Origin of the sequence: Enterobacter sp. JBIWA003 (assembly GCF_019968825.1) — a bacterium.
Classification (GTDB): domain Bacteria; phylum Pseudomonadota; class Gammaproteobacteria; order Enterobacterales; family Enterobacteriaceae; genus Enterobacter; species Enterobacter quasiroggenkampii.
In genome coordinates this window covers 738,283-759,912 of record NZ_CP074170.1, presented here as the reverse complement: position 1 = coordinate 759,912, position 21,630 = coordinate 738,283, and the positions used below count along the sequence as shown (strand labels likewise).

The following is a 21,630-nucleotide window of genomic DNA, read 5'->3' as shown; positions in this document are numbered from 1 at the left end:
GGAATATGGCTCGCGCAAAACTGAAATTCCGGCTCCATCGCGCCGTGATTGTCCTTTCCTGTCTCGCACTCTTAGTGGTGCTGATGCAAGGGGCATCGTGGTTTAGCCAGAATCATCAACGGCAACGCAACCCGCAGTTTGAAGAGCTGGCCCGCACGCTGGCACGCCAGGTGACGCTCAACGTCGCGCCGTCCATGCGAACCGAAACGCCGGACGATAAGCGAATAGGTCAGGTTTTACGCCTGCTGACGGAGAACAGCCGCATTCTTGATGCGGGCGTCTATGATGAGCAAGGCAACCTGATTGCCCGCGCGGGCGAACATGTCGACGTGCGCGACAGGCTGGCGCTGGACGGCAAAAAAGCCGGCGGCTACTTCAACCAACAGCTTGTTGAACCTATTCAGGGCAAGAATGGCCCTCTGGGGTATCTGCGCCTGACGCTCGACACCCATACTCTTCCGACTGAAGCCAAGCAGGTCGATAATACCACCAACATTCTGCGCCTGATGCTGCTGCTTTCGCTCGCCATTGGCGTTGTGCTGGCGCGCACCCTGCTTCGCGGCAAACGCACGCGCTGGCAGCAATCCCCGTTCCTGCTGACCGCCAGCCGGTCGGTCCCCGAAGACGAAGAGAGCGAGAAGAAAGAATAGTGATAAAGTAGGCGAACGATTCAGAAAAGGAACTTTGCCATGACGACGTTACGCCTGCTTATCTCTGACTCTTACGATCCCTGGTTTAATCTCGCGGTGGAAGAGTGCATCTTCCGCCAGATGCCTGCCACCCAGCGCGTCCTCTTTCTCTGGCGTAACGCCGATACGGTGGTCATTGGTCGTGCGCAAAATCCGTGGAAAGAGTGCAACACCCGGCGCATGGAAGAAGACAACGTCCGCCTGGCGCGCCGGAGCAGCGGCGGCGGTGCGGTGTTCCACGATCTGGGCAATACCTGCTTTACCTTTATGGCGGGAAAACCGGAATACGACAAAACCATCTCAACATCCATCGTCCTCAACGCGCTCAATGCGCTCGGCGTGACGGCTGAAGCTTCGGGACGCAACGATCTGGTGGTCAAAACGCCCGACGGTGACCGCAAGGTCTCCGGCTCTGCCTATCGTGAAACGATGGATCGCGGCTTCCACCACGGCACCCTGTTGCTGAATGCCGATCTGAGCCGTCTGGCGAACTACCTTAATCCTGATAAGAAAAAGCTACAGGCTAAGGGCATTACGTCCGTACGCGGGCGCGTGGCGAATCTGGTGGAACTGCTGCCCGGGATTACTCACGAGCAGATTTGCGATGCGATCCGTGACGCTTTCTTCGAACATTACGGTGAGCAGGTAGAAGCCGAAGTGATCTCCCCGGACAAAACGCCGGACCTGCCCAACTTCGCCGACACGTTCGCTCGCCAGAGCAGCTGGGAGTGGAACTTCGGTCAGGCCCCTGCCTTTTCCCATCTACTGGACGAACGTTTTGCCTGGGGCGGCGTGGAATTGCACTTTGACGTTGAGAAGGGCCATATTACCCGCACGCAGGTCTTTACGGATAGTCTCAATCCGGCACCGTTAGAGGCGCTGGCCGCGCGTCTGCAGGGCTGTTTGTATCGGGCGGATATGTTGCAGCAGGAGTGTGATGCGCTGATCGGCGATTTTCCGCAACAAGAAAGAGAATTGCGGGAATTATCGGCCTGGATCGCCCAGGCTATAAAATAACCCGGATAAAAAGCGGTGAATAAATGCACCGCTTTTTTATTATTCGCTTCCCTCTACATGTAAATACATGCACAAATGTATTTACCCGCATTAATATTTCTCAAAACAAAAATTAGAATTAATCATTATAGAATTAACATTAACCATTAATAGAATCCTCGCGCTTGCAACACTGCAAGTTAATGACTTCATGATAATTAATACAATTATTCAATTATTGGTTAAGGAATAACAATGAAAAAAGTTCTTCTTGCAACACTGATTGCAATGACGTCCACGGCAGCGCTGGCAGACGGCAGCATCGTGATGAAGGTTCAGGGTAAAATGAACCATGCTTCTTGCACCCCTGAATTAAGCAACGGCGGTTCTATTGATTTTGGGACGATCGCGCTGGATCAGCTCTCTCCAACCCAGACCAACCAGATGGGCCAGAAAGACATGTCTCTGACCATCAACTGCCCGTCTGCAACCAAAGTTGCCTGGAGTATTGCCGATAACAAAGAAGACTCCAATGCGGCAAACGATCTGAGCTCCAGCGAGTTTTATATTCGTGATGCTAAAGACAATGGCGGCGACGTGTATGGTGCAGGCACCACCTATGGCGTGGGCACCACTGCCGCTGGCGACAAAATTGGTGCGTATGCGATCAGCACCCGCGTCAATGAAATCACGGCTAACGGCATGCCTGCCCAGGCTATCTATGCCCCTGCCTACGTGAACAGCAAAGGCGAATACATGTGGCGCAACCTGGCGTCTGGCGTTATCGCTAACGGTAACGCGGAAATTATGACCGCAACCAAGCCTGGCTATACCGCACCGCTGGCCATCACCAACGTGGTTTATCCGTTCAAAGTGTCTCTGGCGATTGTTAACACTAACCGCCTGTCCACCACGGATGAAGCTCAGCTGAGCGGCGAAACCACCATCACGCTGGTTTACCTGTAATCATTGACGATTGGTCACTATCACGGCGGAGTATTCCGCCGTTTTCATTTAAATAAATACATTCATAAATGTTTAAATTAGCCTTATTAAATCTCAAAGCACGTGTAAGTAAAACTAATTATTGAATTACTTAAATCATTACTAAAATCGGCGCTGCTTGTCATGCCGATACTTATCGATTTGCAAGTCATTTTTAAATTAAAAATATCTGAGTTATTAACTCTTTCTATGGTTAAGGAATAACAATGAAAAAGCTCCTTCTCGCTACCGTTTTATCAATGGCAGCGACTGCGGTCTATGCTGAACCGACTGCAATGCTGAAAGTTCAGGGAACGCTGACCAGCGCTGGTTGCGTGCCTGAAATCAGCAACGGCGGTCTGGCAGATTTCGGCGAAGTGGGTCTGGATTCGCTTTCCTCCACCGCGGCCTACCAGGCTGGCCATAAAGATGTGACATTCACCATCAAATGCCAGTCGGCTACCCGTGTAGGCTGGACGATCAAAGATGACCGTGCAGATTCAAATGCCGGTAAGAATAAAACATCAAGCGAGTTCCACGTGGATAACGGCACGGCGAACGGTGCTCAGGCATCCGGTAACTACCAGCTGAACGGCGTGGGTAAAACCAGCGCAGGGGAAAACATCGGTGCCTATTCCGTTGCGACCTATCTGACTTCCGTCACCGCAGACGGCGCAACGGCTCAGCCTATTGCCGCGTCTATGTACACCGGCGGCGCCATCAGCAGCAGAAGCTGGGTCAACATGTGGACCAGCGGCATCATCATGAACGACGGTACCGACGTAATGACCGTTGCCAAAACGGGTGAGCGTGCGCCAATGGCCTTCACCACTGCAGCTTTCCCACTGAAAATCGCCCTGGCTATCGCGCCAAGCAAAGATCTGACCCTGACCGACAAAACCGATCTCGACGGCCAGTCCACTATTACGCTGGTTTATCTGTAATTCAGCATGTTGCCGCAAAACTCTCCATTTCGATGGGGAGTTTTTTACTACCGTTAACCACGAAAAAATCATGACCAGAATAATGAAAACTTCATCCCTGTTTTCCGTCCTTTTATTCGCGCTTCCCACCACGCTGTTCGCCGCAGGCATGGTACCTGAAACCACGCTGCTGATGATCGATGAAGCCAACCACGGCGGCGTAATGAGCGTCAAAAATACCGACACCATACCGACTCTGCTCTACACCTCTATTAACGATATCGAAGGGGAAAATGGCGTAAAGCTCAACGTCACCCAGCCGGTTGTTCGTCTGGAACCAGGCCAGGAACAGCAGGTGCGTTTTATTCTTGAAACCGATAAACCTCTCACGGTCGAACACTATAAGCGCGTGATCTTCGAAGGCATTCCGCCGAAGAGCAAAGATAAAAACGTGAAGGTGGGGATTAACCTTCGCCAGGATCTGCCGGTACTGATCCATCCGAAAAGTCTGCCTGTCGTCACCGACGCGTGGAAGTTACTGACCTGGTCGCTGGAAGGAAAAGAGGTTGTGGTGCGCAATACCTCCCCTTACGTCGTGCGCTTCTCAACCGCCATTACCCTCCTTCCATCGCGAGCAACCGGGCTGGTCAACAAGACCTTTATCCTGCCGGGTGAAACCATGAAAGTGCAAATGGACAAGCCGATGGGTAGCGCCGATAACGCAGTAGAGTTCAGCCCCGCGAGCCGCTACGGGATTGAAGTGGATAACTACACAGCCCCCCTTAAACGCTAAAACGACAGGGATGCTTTGGTGACTGAGCTATCATTGCGCAACAGGATGCGCCGAGCGGCAGTAGTGGCAGCATTACTGCCGTCTTCCGCGCTGCATGCGTCCGATGTGGACTTTAATACGGATATTCTGGCGACACGTGGCATCAGTACCAACCTCGCCCACTATTTCTCTGAAGCTCAACGCTATCTGCCTGGCAAGCATGCCGTGCAGGTAAAAATAAACGGCATTGAAAAGGGCAGTCTCGCCGTCAAGATTGGGGACGAAGGGCAGCTCTGCGTTGATGATGATTTCATCAGCGCCGTGGGGCTTTTACCGCTAAATATCAGCGAAAAAGAGACGTGTCATGACCTGCTCAAAGACTACCCTTCAGCCACGATCAAGCTCATGCCCAACACCGAATCACTGGAGATATTCGTTCCGGCAGAAGCCATGGATAACGGGTTCTATGCCGCCAGGTTTTACTCTCACGGCGGCGTTGCGGGCCTCATTAACTACAACGCTTTCACCAACTACAACGAATATGGCAGCGGTGGCAACAGCACGTTTTCACAGGGAAATATCGGCACCGGTATTAACATTGCAAACTGGACGCTGCGCAGTAACTACATCCTGACGGACGATAACGGCACCCGCAGCGCCGAGAATCTTTACACCTACGCTGAGCACGTTTTTGAAGAGAAAAAAATGCGTGCGCAGGTCGGTCAGATCAATATCAACTCCGCCCTGTTTAGCGGCGCGCAAATTACCGGGGTCCAGCTCATGCCTGAAACCGGTCTTCAGCCCAATATTCAGGTCACGGAAGTCTCTGGTATTGCCCGTACAAACCAGGCTCGCGTAGAAGTTCGTCAGTCCGGTCAGGTTATCTATTCTTCGCTGATCAACGCCGGTCCCTTCACGCTGCCGGACGTACCGGTTTTGCGCAGCAATGTCGACCTGGATGTCAGCGTCATCGAAACCGATGGCTCAACAACCCATTTCACCGTGCCCTCATCAGCCCTCAACGTCATTGGGAGCAACCGTGCCGAGGGGTTAAATCTGGCACTTGGTCAGGTTCGCGACAGTGGCGATGAAAAGAACTCCCCCTGGGTGTTCACCGTGTCTGACGGTACGAGCCTGACTACACGCCTGACTGCCGTTGCGGCAAGCGTGCTGGCCGAGAAATACCAGTCTACCGGTGCAAAGCTCGACTGGTCTGTCAATGAAAACTGGCTCATTTCACCCAGCGTATTGCTGAGTCAGTCCCGCTTTTATGATACGCAGCGGGGCAGCAAGTTTGAGCTCAGCAGCAATATTTTACTCCCCGCGCAGCTGACGCTCGGGCTCAGTGCTTCCCAGTATAACGGCGACTTTCGTGAGCTCACCGAAGCCATGGACGAAGAATCGCAAAGCTATGAAAACGCATGGAATACCAGCCTTAGCTGGAACAACGAATACATCGGCTCCCTCTCTTTACAATACAGCGCGAACTCTGGCGATGAGAGCAGCGGTGACTCACGCTATCTGATGGCCTCGTGGAGCAAAAGCCTGGGGCGTACCTCGCTGTCCGTAAACTGGCAACACGCCATGAGCAATAGCGAAACAGAAAACAGCACCAGCAACAATGACGATCTCTTCTATGTCAGCCTGATCGTCCCTCTGGGCGACGATCGCGTCAGTACCTACATGCGTACTCAGGGTGAAAAGCAAAACTATGGCGTCCAGGACAGCTGTTCTGTCGGCCGAAACCTTAACTACAACATTTCTGCCGATCGCGATAATCAGGACAAAAGTGATTCCTTTAACGGCAATATCACGACCAACCTGCACTATACCCAACTTGGGCTGTCTGCTGGTCTGAATGACGGAAACCAGCATAACTACAGCGCATCGTTAGGGGGTGGCATTGTCATGCACCGCCATGGCCTCACCTTTGCCCCCTTCCCGGTGAAAGAGACCTTTGGCATCGCAAGGCTAAGTGAGCCGGAAAGCGGGATAGAAATCACCACACCCGATGGCACCGTCTGGACAGATTACTGGGGGCAAGCCGTCGTTCCCGGGCTCAGAGAGTGGCAGAAATCACAAATTGTGATCAATACCAGCTCGCTGCCGCAGGGAATGGATTTATCAAATGGTATCCAGACCGTGTCCGCGGCCTACGGCTCATTTGCACAGGTCGATTTCCAGGTGCTGAATACCCGTCGCGTGATGCTGAAGGTAAAACATGTCAATGGCGGCTGGCTCGAAAAAGGGCTAAGTATCGTGGACAAAGACAGCAACTATATTGTCAGCGTGATGGATAACGGCAGCGTGTTTATTTCCGATGCCTCGACGACGCCGGAGCTGTATGTCGTGGACGACAATATGACGCGTTTATGCCAGATCCACTACACGCTGAATGAAGAGAAAGATAAAGACGCCTATTACGAAAAAGCAGAAGGAACATGCCAGTGAAAATAGTTAACGTGATGCTGAGCGGTCTGACATTATTTTTCGCCTCTCAGGTATTCAGCGAGGAGTGCCAGATGACCCTTTCTCAGCCGACCGTCTCGTTTGGCCGATTCAAACAGGACGATATTGCTGCCTCGCTGAAAAACTGGAATCGCATGCCCGCAAAAGAGGTGATGATCAACGTGTTTTGCCCTCAGCCTCAGGTCATGGCCCTGTTCATGCAGTCCGCATCTGGCGCCAACGGCGGCGTGCTGTTTGGGCAGGAGGGACGGCTGGCGCTGGTCGCGAACAACATGACGGTAGACGGACGCCACTACGATCTCGTCAAAACCACCGACCGGGTAAAATTTACCTCATCAGACAGCCCCAAAGAACATGTTTTCCTGAAAAACAACGACGGCATCATTGCTCGCCAAAACGCGACACCGGTTCAGGGCAAGCAAATGAGCGTAACCATAAAACTTATACCCATCATTAATAATAACCAGCTGCGCAGAATTTCCGATAATACCGACCTGGAAAGCACTCTCGCCTGGGAATTATTAACTAGCGAGTAAAAGAATTCACCTTCGTATTCATTTTTTGGGTGAAGAGTAAGAAGAAAAATAAACCTTTTAAATTATGGATCCGTCCATTCAATTTAATATTCATTACATCTATGTTAAGGATTAACCATGAAAAAGAGTCTCCTTGCCGCCGCACTGGCACTGGCAGCGACCTGTGCTCATGCGGGTGACACAGCGGTACTGAAAGTCAAAGCGTCGCTGACCGGCAATTCCTGTACGCCTGAACTCAGCAACAATGGCGTGATCGATTTCGGTACCGTCCAGGTCGGCGATCTCTCTCAGACCCAGGCAACCCAGCTGGGTGAAAAGGGTCTGACACTTACGATCAACTGCCCAACGCCGACTAAAGTGGGCTGGAGCATCGCGGATAACCGCGCAGACACCAACGCCAGCACCGGCAGCAGTTCCAATCTGAAGGTGATGAATGCGACGTCTAACGGTGGCGAGCTGCGCGGCAGCATCTCGACCTTTGGTCTGGGTAAAACGCATGACGGTAAGAACATCGGCGCATACTCAGTGTATACCAGCACCGGTGACGTCACGGCGAACGGCGCAACGGTTGAGCCTATCCGTACTGCGCTGTCTGCAGGTACAAGTATGGGCCGCTGGCAGAAAGCCAATGGTGGCACCATTGCGAACAAAGACCTGGGTCTGATGAGCGTGGCATCTGCCGGTAAAACCGACCCGATGGCGGTGACCAGCGTCTCTTTCCCGCTGAACGTCTCGCTGGCAGTGGAAAACCTGAAGAAGCTGTCTCTGACGGAAGACACCGAGTTTGATGGTCAGGCGACGATCAGCGTCGTGTATCTGTAAGAAGTGAAAATGCCGGGCAGCGAATGCCGCCCGGCAGACAACATTACGCTTTATCGCCCAGCAGAACGGATTCCAGCGCGATTTTGATCATGTCGTTGAAGGTGGTCTGACGCTCAGCGGCAGTAGTCTGCTCATGAGTACGGATATGGTCGGACACGGTGCAGATGGTCAGCGCTTTCGCACCAAACTCAGCCGCAACGCCGTAGATGCCCGCCGCTTCCATTTCCACGCCCAGAATGCCGTATTTTTCCATCACGTCGAACATCTCGCCGCCGTCTGGTGCATAGAACAGATCGGCAGAGAAGAGGTTACCCACGCGCGCGTCAACGCCCAGCGCTTTTGCCGCGTCAACCGCGTCACGCACCATGCCGAAGTCAGCGATTGCCGCGAAGTCATGGTCTTTGAAACGCATGCGGTTTACTTTGGAATCGGTGCAGGCACCCATGCCGATAACCACGTCGCGCAGCTTAACGTCCATACGCACCGCGCCACAGGAGCCCACGCGGATGATTTTCTTCACGCCGAAGTCGGTGATCAGCTCTTTGGTGTAGATAGAGCAGGATGGGATACCCATACCGTGACCCATGACGGAGATTTTGCGGCCTTTATAGGTACCGGTGAAGCCCAGCATGCCGCGTACGTTATTCACTTCACGCACGTCTTCGAGGAAGGTTTCTGCAATGTGCTTCGCGCGCAGCGGGTCGCCCGGCATCAACACGACGTCAGCGAAATCACCCATTTCTGCATTAATGTGAGGAGTTGCCATCTTCAGTTCCTTTTACATTGTTGTTTTTGCCGGGTGGCGGCTATGCCTTACCCGGCCTACAAAACCGTAGGCCCGGTAAGCGAAGCGCCACCGGGCAATGACATCAGAACATGGCCTTGCCATATTCCATGTCAGACGTACCAAAATATTTCGCCAGGGTCTGGCCGATGTCTGCGAAGGTTTCACGGTGACCCAGCGAGCCCGGCTTCACTTTCGGGCCGTACACCAGCACCGGAATGTGCTCGCGGGTGTGGTCGGTACCGGTCCAGGTTGGGTCACAGCCGTGGTCCGCGGTCAGGATCAGAATGTCATCTTCACCCACCAGCTCCATCAGCTCCGGCAGACGGCGGTCGAACAGCTCAAGACCCGCAGCATAACCCGCGACGTCGCGACGGTGACCCCAGGAGGAGTCGAAGTCCACGAAGTTGGTGAAGACAATCGTCTTGTCGCCCGCTTCTTTCATCTCTTTGATGGTGGCATCGAACAGCGCATCGAGACCGGTCGCTTTGACCTTTTTGGTGATGCCGCAGTTAGCGTAGATATCCGCGATTTTACCCACGGACACTACGTGACCGTCTTTTTCATCGACCAGCTTCTGCAACACGGTTGGTGCCGGCGGCTCAACGGCCAGATCGTGACGGTTACCGGTACGCTGGAAGTTACCCGCTTTGTCACCAATAAACGGACGCGCGATCACGCGGCCGATGTTGTAGCCGCCTTCGGTCAGCTCTTCGCGGGCGATTTCGCACAGCTCGTAGAGTTTATCCAGGCCAAACGTCTCTTCGTGGCAGGCAATCTGGAACACGGAGTCAGCAGAAGTGTAGAAAATCGGCTTGCCGGTTTTCATGTGCTCTTCGCCGAGCTGGTCCAGAATCACGGTTCCGGAAGAGTGGCAGTTGCCGAGGTAACCCGGCAGGTTGGCACGCTTCACCAGCTTATCGAGCAGCTCCTGCGGGAAGCTGTTCTCGTGATCGGAGAAATAACCCCAGTCGAACAGCACCGGCACACCGGCGATTTCCCAGTGGCCAGACGGGGTGTCTTTACCGGAGGAGAGCTCGTGCGCCCAGGCATAGGCGCCCACGACTTCCGCGTTACCGTCCATACCGGCTGCGATTTTACCGGTAGAGCCTTCATGCGCTTTCACCAGCCCGAGGCGGGTCAGGTTAGGTAGAGTCAGAGGGCCTTTACGACCGTTGTCCGCTTCGCCTTTCGCACAGGCTTCCGCGATGTGACCCATGGTATCGGAACCCACGTCACCAAAACGTTCTGCATCTTCGGTTGCGCCGATGCCGAATGAGTCCAGCACCATAATAAATGCACGTTTCATAATTGTTCTCCGTACGTAGTGCTTCAAAAATTATCGATCAGATCAGTATACCGCTATTCGGTGATACGGCGATAGACAGTCGGTGTGGTTTCCGGTGCTTTATCGTCAAGCGTGATGGCCGCTTTCACCGCTTTCGCCGCTTCCTGCCAGCTGACTTCGTCTTTGGCATGGATCACCGCCAGCGGACGTTGGCCGTCAACGCTGTCGCCCAGACGGGCCATATCGGTAAAGCCGACGCTGTAATCAATGGTGTCTGAGGCCTGACGACGGCCGCCGCCCATTGAGACCACTGCCATACCGAGGGCACGGGTGTCCATGGCGGAGACAAACTCTTCGCTATCGGCATACACCGCTTTGCTGAGCGTCGCGGTTGGCAGGTACTTCGCGTAATTTTCGACGAAGTCGGTCGGGCCTTTTTGCGCCGCGACCATGCGGCCGAAGATCTCCGCCGCTTTGCCGTTGTCCAGCACCGCCTGCAGCTTCGCGCGGGCGTCGGCGTCGTCTTTGGCGAGCTTGCCGGAGATTAACATCTCAACACACAGCGCCATGGTGACGTCGAACAGGCGCGGGTTACGGTATTCCCCCGTCAGGAACTGGACGGCTTCACGCACTTCGACGGCGTTACCGGCGCTGGAAGCCAGCACCTGGTTCATATCGGTGAGCAGTGCGGTAGTGCGCACGCCTGCGCCGTTGGAGACGCCAACGATCGCTTCGGCCAGCGCCTCAGAGAGTTCATAGGTTGGCATAAACGCGCCGCTGCCTACCTTCACGTCCATCACCAGCGCGTCCAGCCCTTCTGCCAGCTTCTTCGCCAGGATAGAGGCGGTGATCAGCGGGATGGAGTCAACGGTCGCGGTGATGTCGCGGGTCGCGTAGAAACGCTTGTCTGCCGGAGCAAGAGAGCTGGTCTGGCCGATAATCGCCACACCAACGTCTTTAATAATGTCGCGGAAGCGGTTGTCATCCGGGAAGATATCGAAGCCCGGAATGGCTTCCAGTTTATCGAGCGTACCGCCGGTGTGGCCCAGGCCGCGCCCGGAGATCATCGGGATGTAACCGCCACAGGCTGCCACCATTGGGCCGAGCATCAGGGAGGTCACGTCACCCACGCCGCCGGTGGAGTGTTTATCCACAATCGGGCCGTTAAGGTTGAGGCTTTTCCAGTCCAGAAAGGTTCCTGAATCTCGCATCGCCATGGTCAGCGACACGCGCTCAGGCATCGACATATCGTGGAAGAAAATGGTCATCGCCAGAGCCGCAATCTGCCCTTCTGAGACGGTGTTATCACGAATGCCGTTGATGAAGAAGCGGATCTCTTCGTCGCTTAATGCATGACCATCACGTTTTTTACGAATAATTTCTTGTGCGAGAAACACGGTAACCTCCATGCGGAATCGGGGGAATTGTGGCGGGTGGCGCTACGCTTACCCGCCCTACGATCCTGTAGGCCGGATAAGCGAGGCGTCATCCGGCATTGTTGGCAATCAGTAGCTGCTTGCGCTCTTACCGTCGCCGTGACCCAGCGCCTTCAGCAGGCTGGCCAGCAGGCTGGACGCACCGAAGCGGTAGTGACGGGAATCGGCCCAGTCGGCGCCGAACAGTTCGTCGGCAATCGCCAGGAACTGCTGCGCGTCTTCGGCGGTACGCACGCCGCCCGCAGGTTTGAAGCCTACGGTTTTGGACACGCCCATGTCGCGGATCACTTCCATCATGATGCGCGCGCTTTCCGGGGTCGCATTTACCGGCACTTTACCGGTAGAGGTTTTAATGAAATCCGCACCGGCTTTGATGGAGATTTCAGAGGCTTTACGAATCAGCGCCTCTTCTTTCAGCTCGCCGGTTTCGATGATCACTTTCAGCAGCACGTTGGCCGCCGCACACGCGTCTTTACAGGCTTTCACCAGGTCAAAACCGACCTGCTCGTTACCGGCGATCAGCGCGCGGTAAGGGAACACCACGTCAACTTCGTCTGCACCGTATGCAATCGCCTCGCGGGTTTCTGCCAGCGCAATCTCGATATCGTCGTTGCCGTGCGGGAAGTTAGTCACGGTTGCAATGCGCACGTCCGGGGTGCCCTGCTCTTTCAGCGTTTTACGGGCAATCGGGATAAAGCGCGGGTAGATACAAACGGCTGCGGTATTACCCACTGGCGTTTTCGCCTGATGGCACAGGGCGATGACTTTCTCATTGGTGTCGTCATCGTTCAGGGTAGTCAGGTCCATCAGTTTCAACGCGCGCAGGCTGCTTGCAGTTAAATCGGTCATAACAATCTCCAACGGCAGTGCCGTATAAATTTTACCTTGCGGGTCTGTGAGTATTCTAACATCCACCCGCATCCACACTTCGACATTCATCACAGTTAATGAAAACTGCGTACAAATTTGCATTACTGTAATGAGATCTTCTTCAAACTTTAGTGCGCAAATTGCCGACTAAAGCAGCAATACCCCCTGTGGGATCAAAAGCGCCAACAGGCAGGCTTTCTACAATCCGTTCATCATCCGCAGAACATTCAAGGAAGCGAATATGCCCCACTCCAGCCCCGACGCCCTGCAGCAACGTTGCCAGCAGATTGTGACAAGCCCGGTGTTAACCCCGGAACAAAAACGTCATTTTCTGGCGCTGGAAGCGGAAAACAACCTGCCGTATCCGGCACTTCCGGAAGCTGCGCGCGCCGCGCTGGACGTGGGGTTTATCTGCGACATGTTCGAAGGCCATGCGCCTTACAAACCCCGTTACGTTCTGCCGGATTACGCAAAATTTCTGGCTAACGGTTCTGAATGGCTGGAGCTGGAAGGGGCAAAAGATCTCGACGATGCCCTCTCGCTGTTAACCATCCTCTACCATCATGTTCCGTCCGTCACATCGATGCCGGTCTATCTCGGCCAGCTTGATGCGCTGCTGCAACCATATGTTAGAATTCTAACACAAGAAGAAATCAATAGCCGAATAAAACGTTTCTGGCGCTATCTTGACCGTACGCTGCCGGATGCCTTTATGCATGCCAATATCGGGCCGGAAGATACGCCCATCACCCGTGCCATTCTGCGTGCCGATGCAGAGCTGAAGCAGGTCGCGCCGAACCTGACCTTTATTTATGATCCAGAGATCACCCCGGATGATTTACTGCTTGAGGTGGCGAAAAACATATGTGAATGCAGCAAACCGCATATTTCTAATGGCCCGGTAAATGATAAAATTTTCACAAAAGGTCGTTATGGCGTGGTGAGCTGTTACAACTCCCTGCCTCTGGCTGGCGGTGGCAGCACCCTGGTGCGTCTCAATCTCAAGGCCATCGCCGAACACAGCACGACAAGTGAAGACTTCTTCAGCTGCGCCCTTCCGCACTACTGCCAGCAGCAAATGGCCATCATTAATGCCCGCTGCGATTTCCTGTATCAACAATCCGGCTTCTTTGAGAATAGCTTCCTGGTGAAAGAGGGGCTGATTGATGCCGATCGGTTTGTGCCGATGTTTGGCATGTACGGTCTGGCAGAAGCGGTAAACGTGCTCTGTGAGAAAGCAGGCATCGCGGGACGTTACGGCAAAGATGAGCAGGCCAACGCGCTGGGCTATCGCATCAGCGAACAGCTTGCGGCGTTTGTCGAAAACACGCCGGTGAAACACGGCTGGAAGCAGCGCGCGATGCTCCATGCGCAGTCGGGGATCAGCTCCGATTCGGGCACCACGCCAGGCGCGCGCCTGCCCTATGGCGACGAGCCGGATCCCATCAGCCACCTGCTGGCGGTGGCTCCCCATCACAAGCACTACTCTTCCGGGATAAGCGATATCCTGACGCTGGATGAAACGGTAAAACGCAACCCGCAGGCGGTGGTCCAGCTGTGCCTGGGCGCGTTCAGGGCGGGTATGCGCGAGTTTACCGCCAACGTAGCGGGTAACGATCTGGTGCGCGTCACCGGGTATATGGTGCGGCTATCGGATCTGGAGAAATACCGGGAAGCAGGGTCGAGAACGAACACCACGTGGCTGGGGGAAGAAGCCGCACGCAATACCCGCATTCTGGAACGTCAGCCGCGCGTGATTAGCCATGAACAGCAGATGCGCTTTAGTTAGTCAGGTCATTCCTTTTTCCTGCGTGGACGGACCGGGCAGCCGCCTGGCCGTGTTCCTGCAGGGCTGCAACCTGCGCTGTAAAACCTGCCACAACCCGTGGACGATCGGCCGCTGCAACGACTGCGGCGACTGCGTGCCCCACTGCCCGCACGACGCGCTGACCATTCAGGCCGGGCGCGTCTGGTGGCAGGAGAGCGACTGCCAGCAGTGCGACACCTGCCTGCACCTTTGCCAGCAACAGGCGACGCCCATGGCGCACCGCCTGAGCGTGGAGGAGATCCTCACCCAGGTCCGCAAATCCGCACCGTTTATCGAAGGGATCACCGTAAGCGGCGGGGAGGCCACAACGCAATTGCCGTTTTTAGTGACGCTGTTCACCGCGATCAAAGCCGATCCCGCCCTGCATCATCTGACCTGCCTGGTCGACAGCAACGGTTTGTTAAGCGAAACCGGCTGGCAAAAGCTGCTGCCGGTACTGGATGGCGCGATGCTGGACCTGAAAGCATGGGGGAACGAACACCACCGCTTCCTGACCGGACGCGACAATCCGCAGATCAAGCAGAGTATCCGCTGGCTGGCAGAACGCCACCGTTTGACGGAGCTCCGCTTGCTGGTGATTCCGGGGCAGTGTGATTACCTGGAAAATCTGAAGCCGCTGACGGCGTTTATCCACGGGCTGGGAAACGTGCCGGTGCGCCTCAACGCGTTTCATGCGCATGGCGTATACGGTGAGGCAGCGTTATGGCGCAGCGCCACGCCCGAGGACGTTGAACCGCTGGCGCGGGCGCTGGAAAAACAGAGGATAACGGTGATCCGCCCGGCGCTTTATCTATAGCGTGATGCCAAATACCGAACGCGTATTTTCCAGCAGCGCATCGGCAATTACCTCTTCTGGCTCCTGTCGTAGTTCACACAGGGTGGTGAACACGCGCGCCGCCTGTTCCGGGCGATTCGGCTGTCCCTGAAAACCATTCAGCGGCATATCCGGCGCGTCAGTTTCCAGCAGAAGCGCCGACAGCGGCAGCTGTGCCATCACGTCACGGGTTTTACTGGCGCGCGGATAGGTGATGGTGCCACCTACACCAATTTTGTAGCCCAGTTCAATGAAACGCTGCGCCTGCTGCAGGCTGCCGGAGAAACCGTGTACGACGCCCCTGCGCGGCAAATCGATGCGCTTCAGGTGCATTGCCAGCTTATCGTGCGTGCGTCTTGAATGGAGGATCACCGGCAGATCGTGACGCTTCGCCAGCCTGAGCTGCGCGTCGAGGATCGTCTGCTGGCGCTCAAAATGCGGATCCTCGCGATAAAGATCGAGGCCGATCTCCCCGATGGCGACAAGCTTGTCCCCTGCGGTCCGCAGGATCTCATCAAGTCTCTCAATGTGCTCATCACGATGCCGCTCAATCACGATCGGATGCAGGCCGAGCGCCGCATAGAGCGCGGGGTGCTGTGCAGCAAGATCCAGCACCCGGGAAAAGTAAGCCGCTTCCACTGACGGCACAATAATGGCCTGAACGCCTGCGTTAGCCGCTTTCGCAATACTGTGTTCTTCATCTCCCGTAAACGGTGGGAAATCAAAGTGGCAATGGGTATCGACAAAGCGGTGCGTCACGCCAGATCCTCGTTATCCAGTAAAGCGTCATTCGCCTGCGGAATGTCCACCAGGGGCACCGTCAGAGCGTCGTTGGCGACAATCGCAGGCGGCGTAATAATGCGTTTATGGCGATGAAGCGGCGGTTGCTCCGCCAGCATTTTCCCCACCGTCGCCAGGAAGTAGCGTCCGCACAGCCGTCCCGTTTTGTAATCCATGCGCAGCGCAGGGACGCGGCTGCCCAGCGCCATGCTCAGCAGCGGTTTAGGCGGATAAATTTCAAAAATACGCAGCTTACCCGGTGGCTTTTCAATGAAACGCTGCATCGCGCCGTAGGTGGTTTCATGCTGCTTCGCGATGTTCACCAGCGGCTGCAGGCTGCTGTCGCCCAGCCAGCGCTCCATCCGCTTAAACCACTGTGGGGTGTAATACATTTGCGACGGTACAGTACGGATCACCACAATGGTTTTCGCCCCGCGACGGGCGGCTTCCTGCACCGGCACGGCGTCACTGATCCCGCCGTCCAGATAGCTAATGCCGTCCAGCAGCGCACCGGTACGATAAAAACCGGGAATGGCGCTGGAGGCGCGGATGATGTCCAGCCAGTTATCTTTCTGAGGCGAAAAATAGCCCGGCGAATAGTCATCCCCCCGGCTGGCGCACATCCAGAATTCTTTACCGCTATCAAACAGGCGGGCCGCGGTGTCCATGGCCAGCGGCATCTGGCTGGAAGTTGATTCCAGCAGCCAGTCGAGGTCGATCAAGTTACCGCCGCGCACAAACCGCACCGGGTTAAAAAATTCTTTCGCCGTGGTGTAGCGCATGATGACCTTTCGCGCGTATCCGGGCTGGTTACAGACATAGGCAGAGAGATTCTGTGCCCCGGCAGACGTGCCGAAGTACAGGTCAAACGGGTTGAACTGCGCGCGCATAAATTCGTCCAGCACGCCAGCGGTGAAAATGCCGCGCTGTCCGCCACCCTCGCAGACCAGCGCGAGTTGACCTGCGCGAAACGGTTTTAACGTCAGCGGCGCAATGTTGCCGAGCGTAACGGGAATTCGTTGCCCCACCTCTGCTTTCCTGTTTTGATTATTTTATAACACCACAGTAACGCACCCGACCTGTTACGCAAATAAGAAAAAGCCAGTCGCAGTGACTGGCTTTATTTTGTTGAAGGAATATTGCGTTTGCTACGGACGTCGACGCCCCGTAAACAGGCTGACCAGGAACAGAATAATACCGACAACGAAGACAATTTTAGCTGCCCATGCCGCTGTACCTGCCAGTCCACCAAAGCCCAATGCGGCGGCAATTAACGCGATAACCAGAAATATAATGCCCCAACGAAACATAAGCTTCTCCTTTACCATAGTTAATGTCGGCCGCTAAACGTGAGCGCTCAGGTCACTCACCGGCGTTTTTCCAGAGTCGTTCTTATATCGCCCGCAGGTTTTAGCCAGACGGGCGAATGGTCCAGATTTACTTCGTTTTCAGATCGTTTTTAACGCTTTTCACACCATCAATCGCTTTCGCAATGGACTCGGCACGTTCACTTTGCGCCTGCGAATCTACCGTACCGGAAAGCTGAACCACACCATCGGTGGTTTCCACTTTCACCTTACGGGACGGCACGATGTCATCTGCTAAAAGTTTAGCTTTGATTTCGCTGGTGGTGGCTGCATCACCGGCATAACCTTTCACCGACGCATTTTTGCCGTCACGGACGTGCAGCTTATCGCTGACGGAGGCAACGCCTTCGACGCCTTTCGCCACTTTCACCGCCTGTTCTGCCTGAGCCTGGCTTTCAACAAAGCCGCTCAGCGTGACCACTTTTTTGTCGGTCTTAACGGAAATATCGGTGCTCTTGATGGCTTCATCATCCACCAGTGCGGCTTTCACTTTTGCTGTGATAGAGCTGTCATCCATGAAATTGCCGACTTTATTCATAGAGCTATCGATTTTTTGCCCTGCGCTGTCAGCCGTGGATTGTGCTTTATCCATGGTGCTGCTTTCCGCCAGGGCGGAGCCGCTCACCAGAACGCTACCCAGAGTTACAGCCAGCAGAGTTTTAGAAATCTTCAGTCTTGTCATATTCATCGATCTATTCCTGTGTTGACCCGTTATTCGGGCTACGTACTTCCTTAGTAGTGATATATATTGCGAATAAACACGCGGGCAAAATGGATAACCTAAAGCCATGCATTGAACAGTTAATTTATCCACACCCGGTGTTAAACACTGAGTTAAATATAGATCACTCTCACAGAGCCGCTTTCAGAATTGGGTAAAAAATGGGCGAATAGCGTGAAATTGCGTTGAATTAAGAACATTCCGCAAGGGATTAATAAGACAGGAATAAAAGAAGAGCACGGCTGCTGCCGTGCTCTGAGAGGGGATTAGTGCTCGCGGGTTTTACGGAACTGAACGTCCGGATAACGTTCCTGCGTCAGGTTCAGGTTGACCATCGTTGGCGCGATATAGGTCAGGTTATCGCCGCCATCCAGCGCCAGCTGAACTTCATTCTTACGCTTAAATTCTTCGAATTTCTTCACGTCAGAACACTCAACCCAGCGCGCGGTCGCGACGTTCACCGATTCGTAGATCGCTTCTACGTTGTATTCGCTCTTCAGGCGCGCAACGACCACGTCAAACTGCAGCACGCCGACCGCACCAACGATCAGATCGTTGTTCGCAATCGGGCGGAAGACCTGCACGGCGCCCTCTTCGGAGAGCTGAACCAGGCCTTTCAGCAGCTGTTTCTGCTTAAGCGGATCGCGCAGACGAATGCGACGGAACAGTTCCGGTGCGAAGTTCGGAATACCGGTGAACTTCATCATTTCACCCTGCGTGAAGGTGTCGCCGATCTGGATGGTGCCGTGGTTGTGCAGACCGATGATGTCGCCCGGATAGGCTTCTTCAACGTGCGAACGGTCACCCGCCATAAAGGTCAGCGCGTCGGAGATGACAACGTCTTTACCGATACGCACCTGGCGCAGCTTCATGCCCTTTTCATATTTACCGGACACCACGCGCATAAAGGCCACGCGGTCACGGTGTTTCGGATCCATGTTGGCCTGAATCTTAAATACGAAGCCGGTGAACTTCTCTTCTTTTGCTTCCACTTCACGGGTGTCGGTTTTGCGCGGCATCGGCTGCGGCGCCCACTCCACCAGACCGTCGAGCATGTGGTCAACGCCGAAGTTACCCAGTGCGGTACCGAAGAAGACCGGGGTAATTTCGCCGCTCAGGAACAGCTCTTTGTCGAATTCGTGAGACGCGCCCTTAACCAGCTCCAGCTCGTCGCGCAGCTGCGCGGCCAGCTCTTCCCCGACCGCCGCGTCCAGATCCGGGTTGTCCAGACCTTTCACGATGCGCACTTCCTGAATGGTGTGGCCTTTACCGGTCTGATACAGGTAGGTTTCGTCTTTATAGAGGTGATAAACGCCTTTGAACAGCTTACCGCAGCCAATCGGCCAGGTGATTGGCGCACAGGCGATCTTCAGCTCGTTTTCCACTTCATCCATCAGCTCCATCGGATCGCGGATGTCACGGTCGAGTTTGTTCATAAAGGTGAGGATCGGCGTATCGCGCAGACGGGTCACTTCCATCAGCTTACGGGTACGATCTTCTACACCTTTCGCGGCGTCGATCACCATCAGACAGCAGTCCACCGCCGTCAGGGTACGGTAGGTATCTTCGGAGAAGTCTTCGTGGCCCGGGGTGTCCAGCAGGTTCACCAGGCAGTCATGATACGGGAACTGCATCACGGAGGTGGTAATCGAAATACCACGCTGTTTTTCCATCTCCATCCAGTCGGATTTTGCATGCTGGCTGGAGCCACGGCCTTTAACGGTACCCGCAGTCTGGATCGCCTGTCCGAACAGCAACACCTTCTCAGTGATGGTCGTTTTACCGGCATCGGGGTGCGAGATAATGGCAAAAGTGCGGCGCTTGGCCACCTCTTGCAGATAAGGAGACAACGTCATAATTAAATCTTCTTTTATAAGCGCGGCAGCACGCCACGCATCATGGAATACAAAATTGCGGCTATTTTACCCATCAACGGGGGGCAGGCAATCATTGTTTACACAGGAGTTGCTCCAGTTCGTTCAACGACGTCACGGTCCAGGTCGGCTCGATGCCGTCAGGCTTCTCACGGCCATGCGCATTGAGCCACACAGTCGACAGACCGGCCTTCATGCCGCCCAGAATATCTGACTCTGCCGTATCCCCCACCATCAGGACACGATCGCGGTCGGGATTGCCGGCCTGCGCCAGCGCGTAGTCGAAAATTCGCGGATCTGGCTTCGGCACGCCAACCTCTTCCGAGATCACCAGCGCGTCAAAATGATCGCGCAGGCCGGTGCGCTCAAGGCGGATCTGCTGCAGGGCGGTAAAACCGTTGGTGATGATCCCCAGTTTCACCTTGCCTTTCAACGCATTCAGCAGGGAAACCGCGCCCGGCAGCGGCGCACAGATATCGGCCATGGCGTTAAGGAAAGCCTCGTTCAGCGTTCCCGGACTGACCTTTAAGCGTTCCGCCCAGACGTCAAAGCGCTGGTGCTGAAGCTGTAACGCGGTGATGGCACCGTTCTGGTAATCCACCCACAGCGGTTTGTTGACCGCCTGATAGTCCTGAAAATCTTCAGCGGTGAAGGTTACGCTATAGTCGAGAAACATCCGCTGCAGGCCGCCGAACGAGTCGAACGTAAACAGCGTTTCGTCGGCATCAAAGAAAATCCAGTCCCATTTCATCGTTACAACCTTATTTTTTATTATCCAATCGGCAGAGCCATTATGATGGCGTCTTCACGTCCCTCTGCGGTGGGGTAGTAGTTACGGCGGATTGTCGCCTCGTTAAAGCCTAAGCTTTCATAGAGCGCGATGGCGGCGACATTCGACGCGCGCACCTCCAGCCACAGGGTGAAAACGTCACGGGTTTCGAGCTCACGGATGAGGTGCTCAAGCAGTTCTCTTCCCAGCCCACGGCGCTGAAACGCGGGATCAACCGCGATATTAAACAGCGTCGCCTCATCAAGAACAACCTGCGTGATCGCGAAAGCGGCCATGGTGCCGTCAACGTCCAGGCGGTAGTTCAGATACCGTTCGCCCTGATTGCTGGCGAAGGTTTTTTCGCTCCACGGAAACGCGTGGGCGCGTGTTTCAATCGCGAACGCTGTGGACAGGTCAGGCGTCGTGAGGGAAGAAATCGTGTTCATATTCGCAGATTTGTTGCCATAGCGCGCTGCGCGCTTTTGGGTTGGCTTTCAGTTCGTCCAGCGCTGGCGAGCAGATCTGGCTCCCCTGAAGAGAGATCTCATTCGCCTCTCCGATACGCCAGCTGTTACAGCGACTATCAGGAGGCAGCATCGCGACACGCTCTGGCGTCAGCGGTAAAACCTGGTCGGCCGTCAGCTTCAGGCTGCGAAGGACATCATCGATCAGGGGGTCATTCAGGGCAGGCAGTTCTTCCGCCACCATCACCAGACGAACGTGCGCCGGGATGGAGATGGCGATTTCGCCCTGCAACGCCGTCGGGCGACGCAAAGCCCACTGGGTGATGCCCAGTTGCTGCAACTGCCAGTCTCGTCGGGATGTCATAGGGAAAACTCCTGTCTCTCAGGCGCGCAAATATAGCAAATGTGTCGAAAGTGCGCCATCTACCTACTATAATCCCCGCC

22 protein-coding genes are annotated in these 21,630 nt (G+C 54.9%); 10 read left to right on the top strand and 12 right to left on the bottom strand.

The window, feature by feature from the left end; translation table 11 throughout:
* Window positions 1-5: 5 nt before the first annotated feature.
* From KGP25_RS03690 to KGP25_RS03655, 8 genes are all read left to right on the top strand, one after another.
* Complete coding sequence (locus KGP25_RS03690; RefSeq protein ID WP_045907748.1) at window positions 6-650, top strand: YtjB family periplasmic protein; 645 nt, start codon at window positions 6-8, stop codon at window positions 648-650.
* A gap of 39 nt (window positions 651-689) precedes the next feature.
* Complete coding sequence (lplA, locus tag KGP25_RS03685) at window positions 690-1,706, top strand: lipoate--protein ligase LplA (protein ID WP_223539994.1); 1,017 nt, start codon at window positions 690-692, stop codon at window positions 1,704-1,706.
* Between the two features lie 234 nt (window positions 1,707-1,940).
* Window positions 1,941-2,651, top strand: coding sequence for a DUF1120 domain-containing protein (locus tag KGP25_RS03680; protein ID WP_045907746.1), 711 nt, complete (start codon window positions 1,941-1,943; stop codon window positions 2,649-2,651).
* A 245-nt stretch (window positions 2,652-2,896) separates the two neighbouring features.
* Window positions 2,897-3,613 (top strand): DUF1120 domain-containing protein, encoded by a 717-nt coding sequence (locus tag KGP25_RS03675; protein ID WP_048225573.1) that lies wholly within the window; start codon window positions 2,897-2,899, stop codon window positions 3,611-3,613.
* Window positions 3,614-3,695: 82 nt separating this feature from the next.
* Complete coding sequence (locus KGP25_RS03670) at window positions 3,696-4,385, top strand: fimbria/pilus chaperone family protein (RefSeq protein WP_048028575.1); 690 nt, start codon at window positions 3,696-3,698, stop codon at window positions 4,383-4,385.
* Between the two features lie 63 nt (window positions 4,386-4,448).
* A complete protein-coding gene (locus KGP25_RS03665) occupies window positions 4,449-6,815 on the top strand; it encodes a fimbrial biogenesis usher protein (protein WP_245405056.1) in 2,367 nt (788 codons plus the stop codon).
* Entirely contained in the window at window positions 6,806-7,369 is a 564-nt protein-coding gene (locus tag KGP25_RS03660) for a hypothetical protein (RefSeq protein WP_164712094.1), read from the top strand. The genes KGP25_RS03665 and KGP25_RS03660 overlap by 10 nt, the downstream gene beginning before the upstream one ends.
* A 117-nt stretch (window positions 7,370-7,486) precedes the next feature.
* On the top strand, window positions 7,487-8,191 hold the full coding sequence (locus KGP25_RS03655) for a DUF1120 domain-containing protein (RefSeq protein WP_045907742.1): 705 nt from the start codon (window positions 7,487-7,489) through the stop codon (window positions 8,189-8,191).
* A 43-nt stretch (window positions 8,192-8,234) separates the two neighbouring features.
* On the opposite strand, the gene deoD is transcribed toward KGP25_RS03655, so the two are convergent.
* The 4 genes from deoD to deoC form a co-directional block, all read right to left on the bottom strand.
* Window positions 8,235-8,957, bottom strand: a complete 723-nt coding sequence (gene deoD, locus KGP25_RS03650) for a purine-nucleoside phosphorylase (protein WP_045907741.1) — start codon at window positions 8,955-8,957, stop codon at window positions 8,235-8,237.
* A 103-nt stretch (window positions 8,958-9,060) separates the two neighbouring features.
* Window positions 9,061-10,284, bottom strand: a complete 1,224-nt coding sequence (gene deoB / locus KGP25_RS03645; RefSeq protein ID WP_014882457.1) for a phosphopentomutase — start codon at window positions 10,282-10,284, stop codon at window positions 9,061-9,063.
* Between the two features lie 53 nt (window positions 10,285-10,337).
* On the bottom strand, window positions 10,338-11,660 hold the full coding sequence (gene deoA / locus KGP25_RS03640) for a thymidine phosphorylase (protein ID WP_223539993.1): 1,323 nt from the start codon (window positions 11,658-11,660) through the stop codon (window positions 10,338-10,340).
* A 108-nt stretch (window positions 11,661-11,768) separates the two neighbouring features.
* Window positions 11,769-12,548, bottom strand: coding sequence for a deoxyribose-phosphate aldolase (gene deoC, locus KGP25_RS03635; RefSeq protein ID WP_223539992.1), 780 nt, complete (start codon window positions 12,546-12,548; stop codon window positions 11,769-11,771).
* Window positions 12,549-12,810: 262 nt separating this feature from the next.
* On the opposite strand from deoC, the gene KGP25_RS03630 reads away from it, so the two are divergent.
* Both KGP25_RS03630 and KGP25_RS03625 read left to right on the top strand, forming a co-directional pair.
* On the top strand, window positions 12,811-14,358 hold the full coding sequence (locus tag KGP25_RS03630) for a YjjI family glycine radical enzyme (RefSeq protein ID WP_223539991.1): 1,548 nt from the start codon (window positions 12,811-12,813) through the stop codon (window positions 14,356-14,358).
* The gene (locus tag KGP25_RS03625; RefSeq protein ID WP_223539990.1) at window positions 14,333-15,193 is read left to right on the top strand and encodes a YjjW family glycine radical enzyme activase; all 861 of its coding nucleotides are present in this window, start codon (window positions 14,333-14,335) and stop codon (window positions 15,191-15,193) included. The genes KGP25_RS03630 and KGP25_RS03625 overlap by 26 nt, the downstream gene beginning before the upstream one ends.
* On the opposite strand, the gene KGP25_RS03620 is transcribed toward KGP25_RS03625, so the two are convergent.
* The 8 genes from KGP25_RS03620 to KGP25_RS03585 all read right to left on the bottom strand — a co-directional run bounded on the left by KGP25_RS03620 (window position 15,188) and on the right by KGP25_RS03585 (window position 21,550).
* Window positions 15,188-15,970, bottom strand: coding sequence for a TatD family hydrolase (locus KGP25_RS03620; protein WP_223539989.1), 783 nt, complete (start codon window positions 15,968-15,970; stop codon window positions 15,188-15,190). The genes KGP25_RS03625 and KGP25_RS03620 overlap by 6 nt on opposite strands.
* On the bottom strand, window positions 15,967-17,019 hold the full coding sequence (locus tag KGP25_RS03615; protein WP_045406360.1) for a patatin family protein: 1,053 nt from the start codon (window positions 17,017-17,019) through the stop codon (window positions 15,967-15,969). Before KGP25_RS03615 ends, KGP25_RS03620 begins: the two co-directional genes overlap by 4 nt.
* 120 nt (window positions 17,020-17,139) lie before the next feature.
* On the bottom strand, window positions 17,140-17,301 hold the full coding sequence (locus KGP25_RS03610; protein WP_003856556.1) for a DUF1328 domain-containing protein: 162 nt from the start codon (window positions 17,299-17,301) through the stop codon (window positions 17,140-17,142).
* Between the two features lie 127 nt (window positions 17,302-17,428).
* Window positions 17,429-18,046 (bottom strand): molecular chaperone OsmY, encoded by a 618-nt coding sequence (gene osmY / locus KGP25_RS03605; protein WP_008502075.1) that lies wholly within the window; start codon window positions 18,044-18,046, stop codon window positions 17,429-17,431.
* 299 nt (window positions 18,047-18,345) lie between these two features.
* Window positions 18,346-19,935 (bottom strand): peptide chain release factor 3, encoded by a 1,590-nt coding sequence (gene prfC, locus KGP25_RS03600; RefSeq protein ID WP_008502076.1) that lies wholly within the window; start codon window positions 19,933-19,935, stop codon window positions 18,346-18,348.
* A gap of 91 nt (window positions 19,936-20,026) precedes the next feature.
* A complete protein-coding gene (yjjG, locus tag KGP25_RS03595; protein WP_045907737.1) occupies window positions 20,027-20,704 on the bottom strand; it encodes a pyrimidine 5'-nucleotidase in 678 nt (225 codons plus the stop codon).
* A gap of 20 nt (window positions 20,705-20,724) precedes the next feature.
* Window positions 20,725-21,168, bottom strand: coding sequence for a ribosomal protein S18-alanine N-acetyltransferase (gene rimI, locus KGP25_RS03590; protein WP_008502078.1), 444 nt, complete (start codon window positions 21,166-21,168; stop codon window positions 20,725-20,727).
* Window positions 21,137-21,550, bottom strand: a complete 414-nt coding sequence (locus KGP25_RS03585; RefSeq protein WP_045907736.1) for a DNA polymerase III subunit psi — start codon at window positions 21,548-21,550, stop codon at window positions 21,137-21,139. The genes rimI and KGP25_RS03585 overlap by 32 nt, the downstream gene beginning before the upstream one ends.
* Window positions 21,551-21,630 lie beyond the last annotated feature (80 nt).

Excerpts from the sequence above, each read along its gene's own strand:
- KGP25_RS03655 (WP_045907742.1), top strand. The coding sequence starts at position 7,487 with ATGAAAAAGAGTCTCCTTGCCGCCGCACTGGCACTGGCAGCGACCTGT.
- KGP25_RS03690 (WP_045907748.1), top strand. The coding sequence starts at position 6 with ATGGCTCGCGCAAAACTGAAATTCCGGCTCCATCGCGCCGTGATTGTC.
- lplA (WP_223539994.1), top strand. The coding sequence starts at position 690 with ATGACGACGTTACGCCTGCTTATCTCTGACTCTTACGATCCCTGGTTT.
- KGP25_RS03670 (WP_048028575.1), top strand. The coding sequence starts at position 3,696 with ATGAAAACTTCATCCCTGTTTTCCGTCCTTTTATTCGCGCTTCCCACC.
- KGP25_RS03660 (WP_164712094.1), top strand. The coding sequence starts at position 6,806 with ATGCCAGTGAAAATAGTTAACGTGATGCTGAGCGGTCTGACATTATTT.
- deoD (WP_045907741.1), bottom strand. The coding sequence starts at position 8,957 with ATGGCAACTCCTCACATTAATGCAGAAATGGGTGATTTCGCTGACGTC.
- osmY (WP_008502075.1), bottom strand. The coding sequence starts at position 18,046 with ATGAATATGACAAGACTGAAGATTTCTAAAACTCTGCTGGCTGTAACT.
- deoB (WP_014882457.1), bottom strand. The coding sequence starts at position 10,284 with ATGAAACGTGCATTTATTATGGTGCTGGACTCATTCGGCATCGGCGCA.
- KGP25_RS03610 (WP_003856556.1), bottom strand. The coding sequence starts at position 17,301 with ATGTTTCGTTGGGGCATTATATTTCTGGTTATCGCGTTAATTGCCGCC.
- KGP25_RS03680 (WP_045907746.1), top strand. The coding sequence starts at position 1,941 with ATGAAAAAAGTTCTTCTTGCAACACTGATTGCAATGACGTCCACGGCA.
- deoC (WP_223539992.1), bottom strand. The coding sequence starts at position 12,548 with ATGACCGATTTAACTGCAAGCAGCCTGCGCGCGTTGAAACTGATGGAC.
- KGP25_RS03630 (WP_223539991.1), top strand. The coding sequence starts at position 12,811 with ATGCCCCACTCCAGCCCCGACGCCCTGCAGCAACGTTGCCAGCAGATT.
- prfC (WP_008502076.1), bottom strand. The coding sequence starts at position 19,935 with ATGACGTTGTCTCCTTATCTGCAAGAGGTGGCCAAGCGCCGCACTTTT.
- rimI (WP_008502078.1), bottom strand. The coding sequence starts at position 21,168 with ATGAACACGATTTCTTCCCTCACGACGCCTGACCTGTCCACAGCGTTC.
- KGP25_RS03625 (WP_223539990.1), top strand. The coding sequence starts at position 14,333 with ATGAACAGCAGATGCGCTTTAGTTAGTCAGGTCATTCCTTTTTCCTGC.
- KGP25_RS03585 (WP_045907736.1), bottom strand. The coding sequence starts at position 21,550 with ATGACATCCCGACGAGACTGGCAGTTGCAGCAACTGGGCATCACCCAG.
- yjjG (WP_045907737.1), bottom strand. The coding sequence starts at position 20,704 with ATGAAATGGGACTGGATTTTCTTTGATGCCGACGAAACGCTGTTTACG.
- KGP25_RS03675 (WP_048225573.1), top strand. The coding sequence starts at position 2,897 with ATGAAAAAGCTCCTTCTCGCTACCGTTTTATCAATGGCAGCGACTGCG.